Here is a 7,047-nt window from a genome sequence, read left to right as displayed (position 1 = left end):
TGCACGTTCTCGTCGTTGCACCCCCAGACCACCCAGTGCTTCACCCCGGGGGTGGCCGCCACCGTGGCGGCCACCTTGGCCTGGGCGCCGGCCGGGGTGTTGTCGGTGTTCACGTCCAGCGTGCGCAACTGCCCGGCGGCGGCGGCGAAGGCGGAGCTCGCCGCCGCCACCCGCTCGCCGCAGACCGTCACGTCCGACTTCCAGGCCTCGATGATCCGGGTGTCGGCAGGGCTCCAACCCGCCTTCTTGTACTCGGCGGCCGCCCGCTTGCCCACCTCACCGCCCAACTGCTCGCTGCTGAAGCCGATCCGCGGCACCAGGTTCTGGTGCGCGCAGGCCTGCGGGTCCGGGGAGACGGAGCAGATCTGGTCGTCCGAGCTGAGCAGCGGGACCTTGGCGTCCTGGGCCTCCTGCACCAGCTGCGGCCCCACGGACGGGTCGGGCACCACCACGATCAGGCCGCTGGTGTGCTGGTCGATCGCGGTCTGCGCCTCACCGAGGACCTTCTCCACGGTGTCCCCGAGGTTCACCACCTTGAGGTCCACGCCCAGTTGCGCGGCCCGGGCCTTGGCACCGGCGGCCTCGGCGACGAAGTACCCCTGATCGCCCTGCTTCTGCAGATATGTCAGCGACAGGTGGGCGTCGGACCGGTTCGGGCCGGCCGAACCGGAGCAGGCGGTCAGCGCGCTGGTCAGCAGCAGTGAGACGGCCGCCGCCGCGGTGAGTGCGGTACGCATCAGGAGAGCAGGGTCCAGTTCTGGCCGGCGGCCGAGGAGTTGGCGGGGTTGGTCATGCCGTTGGAGCCTGTGGTGGTGCCGCTGGTGTCGAGGGTGAGGCCGTTGCCGGTGTTGGTGATGGTCAGGGTGCCGGTGCTGGTGTTCTGCTGGACCTTCCACTCCTGCCAGGGGTTCCCGGCGGAGGGGTTGAGCAGGTAGGCGGTGCCGACTCCGCCGCCGGCGGCGAGCACGCTGTGGGCGGGGCAGTTGTCGGTGATCCGCACGGTGCCGTCGGGGTTGGCGGTGAAGGTCCACTGCTGGGCGGCGTTGGCGGCCTGGTAGGTGTTGATGTCGGAGTTGCCGCCGACGTTGGCCGCGCAGCCGCCCTGGACCTCCAGGGCCTTCCCGTTGCTGCCGCCCGCGCCGATCGCGTGGTACCTGCCGTCACCCACGATGCCGGACGGAGCGTAGGCGGGCGCGGGGGTGAGGCGGTAGAGGGCGACGCCGTGGGCGGGGATCCAGTTGCCGCCCAGCGAGGCGGTGGTGGAGCCGGTGGCACCGGTCCACAGTTCCTTGTACCTGTAGCTCGCGGCGGTCAGTCCGAGCTGGGCGAGGGTGGTGCTGGGCATCTGCCAGTTGGCCGGGTCCTGGTTGACGAAGGCCACCGCGGTGTCGCCGTTGGCCAGCTGGCGCTTCAGGATCACCGGCGCCGTCTGGGTGGCCGGCGGCGCGCCGACCAGGGTCGCGGGCTGGTCCTTGGCGTCCTGGTCGATCGCGATCACGTCGGTGTTCTTGTAGATCGCCAGGCTGGAGGCGTTGATCCCGGTCGAGAAGGTGGTCCCGTTGACGGTCTTCTGCGAGTCGGCCGCGGTGCGCAGGTCGGCGCCGGAGATCAGCGGGGCGGCCATCATCGACAGGATCGACAGCTCGGTGCGCGACTCGTCGTCCGTGAAGGACTTGTTGTACGAGTCGTTGGTGGTCAGGCCGTACACCCCGTAGGGGTAGTTCCACCCCGCGAACATCATGTCGAGGTCGTTCCAACTGCCCGGGCGGACGTTGCCGGGGTACTGCAGGGCGGTGCCCAGCTGCTGGCCGTAGAGCACGCCGTTCAGGTCGCTGCCGCGGTCGCCGCCGATCCGGCACAGGTTGGCGACCTGGCCGCACCACACGCCGGTGGGTGCGTAGCCGGGGGCCTGGTACTGGGGGGTGCCGGCGGCCAGGATCCTGGGGTCGGTGCGGGCGGGGTCGTTGGCGTTCAGCAGGTACGGCACGCCGGTGTGCACCGGCTGGGCGGAGACGGAGAGCACCACCTTGGGGCGGCCCTGGGCTGCGGAGGCGGCGTCCAGCGCGCGCTGGAAGGTCTGCACCCGGGCGTACATCGACTGGGTGAGCTCCTTGCCCTCGCCCTGGGTGTAGTCGTTGTGCCCGTCCGGGCCGACGATCTGCGGGCCGTAGGGGCAGTCGTCGTACTTCACGTAGTCGACGCCCCAGGAGACGAAGTCGCTCGCGTCGGTCGACTCGTGGCCCAGGCTGCCCGGGTGCCCCTGGCACGTGGTGTACGTGTCGGTGCCGTAGAGGCCGAACTTCATGCCCTTGCTGTGGGCGTACCAGGCCAGGTACTGGATCCCGTTCACCGTCTGCCCGTTGACGCTCTGGGAGGGGTAGGCACTGTTCGGCACCAGGTGGCCGGAGGTCGGGTCGTTGCCGGTGCCGTCGGTGCCCCAGACCGGGTAGCCGTTGGTGTCGTAGAGCTGCATCGCGCCGTAGGAGTTCTTCACCAGGTCGGTGCTCTGGTCGCTGCGGTGCGAGAGGGACCAGCCGTCGTCGATGGTGACGGTGTTGTAGCCGGCCGCCACCAGGCCGTTGGCGGACATGAAGTCGATGGTCTGCTTGACCTGCTGCTCGGTCACCGCGGTGCCGAGCGAGTTCCAGGAGTTCCAGCCCATCGGCGGGGTGAGGGCCACCCCGTTGTCCAGGGCGGCGGCCGGGGTGGCGGCCGTCACGGTCAGGGCACCGAGGCCCGAGGAAGCCAGCGTCAGTGCCGCGAGGGCACCGGCCAGCCGGTGGAGGGAAACGCGCATGGGGGCTCCAGGAAGAGGCGCGTGGGTGGGGGATGGTGGCGCGGGGCCAGGTCACTCCGGGGCGTGACAGGCCCCGCGCCGGTCGGCGACGCTCCGTCAGGTGAGCGCCGGGTCGGTCGGACCCGTGGGGGTCAGTGCTCGCGCGCCGAGGCGTCGTCGATCAGGAACGCCGTCCGCGGGTCGGCGCCGCTCTCGTGCGAGACCAGCTTCAGGCCGATGGTGGTGCCCCAGCCGACCTGCTTGATGAACGGGGTCAGGTCCACCGACTGGTACTGGTAGCCGCTGTTGGCGCCCTGGCTGCTGGTCCAGGTCCGCACGGTGCCGAGCGGGTGGCCGTCGTACTGCGAGAAGGCCTGCAGCGTCAGGGTGTCCGGGCTGCTGCCCGCGGTGTTGGTCGACTCGGTGTCCAGGTAGAAGGAGAAGTTCGCGCCCTGGTAGCCCGGGTAGGTGTTCAGGTAGGTGGTGATCGAGTCGTCGCTGCTGCTGCCGTCCTGGCCGAGCCAGGTGTACCAGGTGCCCGAGTGGGCCGCGTGCAGGCTGGACGGGGTGATCACGTTGTAGCCCGAGGGGCTCCAGGAGTCGGTCATCACGGTGTGGTCGACGTCCGCCGAGCCGTTCTCGAAGCCCGGGTTGATCAGCTGTTCGATGCCGTTGCAGCCGGTCTGGCCGTTGCCGGTGACGCTCTCCCAGAAGCCGGTGGAGGCGGTGCGCCCGCCGGCGTCGGTGGCGTTGACGGTGATCCGCTGCCAGCCCGCGGTGCCGCTGCTGGAGCCGGAGATGACACCGCTTTTCGGGTCGATGACCAGGCCCGCCGGCAGCCCGGTGGCGCTGTAGCTGACCGCGGCTCCCGCGCTGTCGGTGGCCACCGCCGGGATGCCGATCCGGCCGGGGGCGTCCGTGCGGTCGCACATGGTCTTCAGGGTCAGCGCCGGGCCGGTGGTGACCGGGTCGGCGGACTGGCACAGGTGGTCGGCGTTGGACCACAGGGTCTGCAGCGGGAAGGAGCCGGTGGAGAGGTTCTCGAAGAAGAGCCCGCCGTTGGCGCCGTAGGGGATCCAGGCGCACTTGTCGCCGAGCTCCTGGCCGGTGGCGTCGGTCCAACCGCCCGGCGTGTTCGGGTCGGTGAGGGTCTCGGCGTACTCGTGGCCGCCGATGATGCCGTAGCCGTCCAGGCGGCCGCGGGCGGTGTTCTCGCCGAACCAGTTGGTGCCGCACCCGGCCACGTCGGTCAGGTAGGGCATGTTGGTGTAGGCCAGCGAGCCGTACTGCGAGCGCTGGAAGTCGTGCCAGGCGCAGTAGCCGAGCTCACGCCACTTGTCCGGGTCGGTGCCCTGCGGTGAGTCGATGATGTACTGCACGTTGCTGTTCTGCGCCTCGGTCAGGTTGCCGAAGTGCTTGGCCGCGGCCAGCGCCTCGGCACCCAGCTCGGGCTCGTCGGCGGCCTGCGGGGCCGGGGCTGCGTTGTCCACCCAGACGCCGGCCAGCACGCTGCCCGGGTTGGGGTACTGGATGTGCGCCGCGCTCGCCGGACACTGCACCGTGCCGGCCTGGATGCCCTCGCAGTACTGGGTGAGCACCGCGCTCCAGCCGTCGCCGGCGCTGCCCAGGCCCTTGAAGAAGTCCTGCTGGTACGGCACGGCCTGGTCGGCGTCCTGCGACAGCACCACGTCGCCGGCGGCGTTGGTGGAGGAGGTCCCCCACTGGGATCCCCAGACCACCAGGTAGACCTTGGGCGGTCCGCTGATGATGCCCTTGGAGTCCTCGCCGCCCTTGTAGGTCATCTGCAGGTCGTACTCGTTGGAGACGTAGCCGTCGCCGTTGTGGCCCGGGTCGGCGCCGTCGGCCAGCTGCGGGCCGGGGTGGCCGGTGCCGCCGGCGGTCGGCTTGGTACCCGGCCTGGCCAGCCGCTTGCTGGACGGGGCGGTCCTGGCCGCCGCCTTGGTGGCGGTGGCCGCGGCGGAGCCGGGCAGCGCCCGGGCGGACCTGGCCCACTGCTGGGTGGGGTGCGGGTCGGCCATGGCCGCGATCGGGCTGGCCAGACCCGCGGCCGCGAGCACCGCGGCGAGGCTCACCATGACGGTCCGTCGGCTACTGCGCCACAGACCGGATCGGTATCTGAGCACGCGTCATCCCTTTCGGGGGGTGGGGGTGAGGGCAGCTGTGGGGGGAGCGCGAAGACCGTGGTCAGGACCGGCGCCGCGGCGAGGTTCAACGGGGACTGCCGACCACCGGGGTCGGTGGAGGTGCCATACGATATTGCACTGAACAACACGTGGACAAGAGTCAACGCAAGCGATCACTGTGAGCTGAGTGCATGTGTTTATTTGTGGTTGATTCACCCGCAGTTACAGCAGCGGACCGCGATCAGGCGCGGTTTGAAACCGGGCGCGGGCCGCCAGTCATAAGGAATGACGCAGAACGCTCTCCGTGACAGCCCCATCCGCTGCTCCGACGAGGTCCGCGCGGCGCTGGAGCGCGGCACGCCCGTGGTCGCCCTGGAGTCGACGATCCTGGCGCACGGCCTGCCGCGGCCGCGCAACCTCGCGGTCGGCCTCGAACTGGAGCAACTGGTGCGCCGGGGCGGCGCGGTGCCGGCCACCGTCGCGGTGCTGGACGGGGTGGCCCGGATCGGGCTGGACCGGGCGGAGCTGGAGCGGGTCTGCACCGACCCGGGGCTGCGCAAGTTCGGCCACCGCGACCTGGCCCCGGCCCTGGCCACCGGCGCCGGTGGCGCGACCACCGTGTCCGGCACCGCCTTCCTGGCCGCCCGGGCCGGGATCCGGGTTTTCGCCACCGGCGGCCTGGGCGGCGTGCACCGGGACTGGACCAGCACTCAGGACGAGTCGGCCGACCTCGCCCTGCTGGCCCGCACCCGGATCACCGTGGTCTGCGCCGGGGTGAAGTCGATCCTCGACGTCCCGGCCACCCTGCAGCGGCTGGAGACCCTCGGGGTCGGCGTGTTGGGCTACCGGACCGACCTGTTCCCCGGCTTCTACCTGACCAGCTCCGGCCACCCGGTCGACTGGACGCTGACGGAGCCCGGGCAGGTGGCCGAGGCGATGCGGGCCCAGGACCGGCTGGGCGTGGACTCGGCCCTGGTGGTGGCCAACCCGGTGCCCGCCGACGAGCAGTTGGACCCCGCGCTGCACGACCGGGTGCTGGCCGAGGCCCTCGCCGAGGCCGGGCGGGCGGGGGTCACCGGGCAGGCGGTCACCCCGTTCCTGCTCGCCCGGCTGACCGAGCAGACCGCGGGCGCCTCGCTGGAGGCCAACCTGGCGGCGGTGCGCGGCAACGTCCGGCTCGCCGCCGAGATCGCCGCCGCCTGGGCCCCGGCGTCCCGGTGACCGCGCTGCTGGTGGTCGGCGACGTGGTCACGGACGTGGTGGCCCGACCGGCCGGGCCACTGGCCCCCGGCACCGACACCAGTGCCGAGATCCGCCTGCTGCCCGGTGGCGCGGCGGCCAACGTAGCCTGCTGGGCGGCCAGTTCGGGGGCGCCCGAGGTGCGGCTGCTGGCCCGGGTGGGCGCCGACTCGGCGGACTGGCACCGGGCCGCGCTGACCGCCGCCGGGGTGCGGGCGCACCTGGTGGTGGACCAGCAGGCGCCGACCGGTGTGGTGATAGCGGTGGTCGACCGCAGCGCCGAGCGCAGCTTCCTGACGGACGGTGGGGCGGCGAACCGGCTGGCCGCCGCGGACTGGGACGATGCGCTGCTGGCGGGGGCCGGTTGGGTACACCTGTCGGGGTACCTCTTCTTCACCGAGGCCGGGCGGGGCGTGGCCGCGCGGGCCTTCGCCGCCGCGCGCGAGCAGGGGGTGCGGGTCAGCGTGGACCCGGCCTCGACGGGGTTCCTGCGGGACCTGGGGGTCGCGCGGTTCCTCGCCCTGGTCGGCAGCGCGGACCTGCTGCTCCCCAACGAGCCGGAGGCCGCGCTGCTGGCGGGCGCCGCCGACCCGGGCGAGGCGGCCCGCCGGTTGAGCACGCCCGCCCGGACGGTGGCGGTGACGCTCGGGGCAGCCGGCGCCCTGGCCGCCCGGGACGGGGAACTCCTGGCCCGCACCCCGGGGTTGCGCGCCACCGCGGTGGACACCACGGGGGCGGGCGACGCCTTCGCCGGCGGGTACCTGGCGGCCCTGCTGGCAGGGGCCGAGGTGCGCGAGGCGCTGGCGGCGGGGTGCCGCTCGGGGGCCCGGGCGGTGACCCGGGTGGGGGCACGGCCCTAGGGTCTCCCGCCGACGGCGGCGCGCGTGT

General features: G+C 72.5%; 5 protein-coding genes. 2 read left to right on the top strand and 3 right to left on the bottom strand.

Annotation, left to right across the window (positions count from 1 at the left end):
* The 3 genes from C7C46_RS30355 to C7C46_RS30345 all read right to left on the bottom strand — a co-directional run.
* Window positions 1-737 (bottom strand): substrate-binding domain-containing protein (locus C7C46_RS30355; protein WP_110673142.1); only part of this gene is annotated, 737 nt, incomplete at its 3' end.
* Window positions 737-2,797, bottom strand: a complete 2,061-nt coding sequence (locus tag C7C46_RS30350; RefSeq protein ID WP_110673141.1) for an alpha-galactosidase — start codon at window positions 2,795-2,797, stop codon at window positions 737-739. The genes C7C46_RS30355 and C7C46_RS30350, both read right to left, overlap by 1 nt.
* A gap of 131 nt (window positions 2,798-2,928) precedes the next feature.
* The gene (locus tag C7C46_RS30345; protein WP_110673140.1) at window positions 2,929-4,872 is read right to left on the bottom strand and encodes a putative Ig domain-containing protein; all 1,944 of its coding nucleotides are present in this window, start codon (window positions 4,870-4,872) and stop codon (window positions 2,929-2,931) included.
* A 333-nt stretch (window positions 4,873-5,205) separates the two neighbouring features.
* On the opposite strand from C7C46_RS30345, the gene C7C46_RS30340 reads away from it, so the two are divergent.
* Together C7C46_RS30340 and C7C46_RS30335 are read left to right on the top strand one after the other, a co-directional pair.
* Complete coding sequence (locus C7C46_RS30340) at window positions 5,206-6,141, top strand: pseudouridine-5'-phosphate glycosidase (RefSeq protein WP_110673139.1); 936 nt, start codon at window positions 5,206-5,208, stop codon at window positions 6,139-6,141.
* On the top strand, window positions 6,138-7,019 hold the full coding sequence (locus C7C46_RS30335) for a carbohydrate kinase family protein (RefSeq protein ID WP_245985195.1): 882 nt from the start codon (window positions 6,138-6,140) through the stop codon (window positions 7,017-7,019). The genes C7C46_RS30340 and C7C46_RS30335 overlap by 4 nt, the downstream gene beginning before the upstream one ends.
* The last annotated feature ends 28 nt before the right edge of the window (window positions 7,020-7,047 follow it).

This window comes from Streptomyces tateyamensis, from assembly GCF_003205575.1.
GTDB classification, from domain to species: domain Bacteria; phylum Actinomycetota; class Actinomycetes; order Streptomycetales; family Streptomycetaceae; genus Kitasatospora; species Kitasatospora tateyamensis.
Note: the sequence above shows the minus strand (reverse complement) of the source record. Positions and strands in the feature narration are given on the sequence as shown.

What these genes read in the sequence shown, in the direction of transcription:
- C7C46_RS30350 (WP_110673141.1), bottom strand. Translation starts at nt 2,797, where the DNA reads ATGCGCGTTTCCCTCCACCGGCTGGCCGGTGCCCTCGCGGCACTGACG.
- C7C46_RS30345 (WP_110673140.1), bottom strand. Translation starts at nt 4,872, where the DNA reads ATGGTGAGCCTCGCCGCGGTGCTCGCGGCCGCGGGTCTGGCCAGCCCG.
- C7C46_RS30340 (WP_110673139.1), top strand. Translation starts at nt 5,206, where the DNA reads ATGACGCAGAACGCTCTCCGTGACAGCCCCATCCGCTGCTCCGACGAG.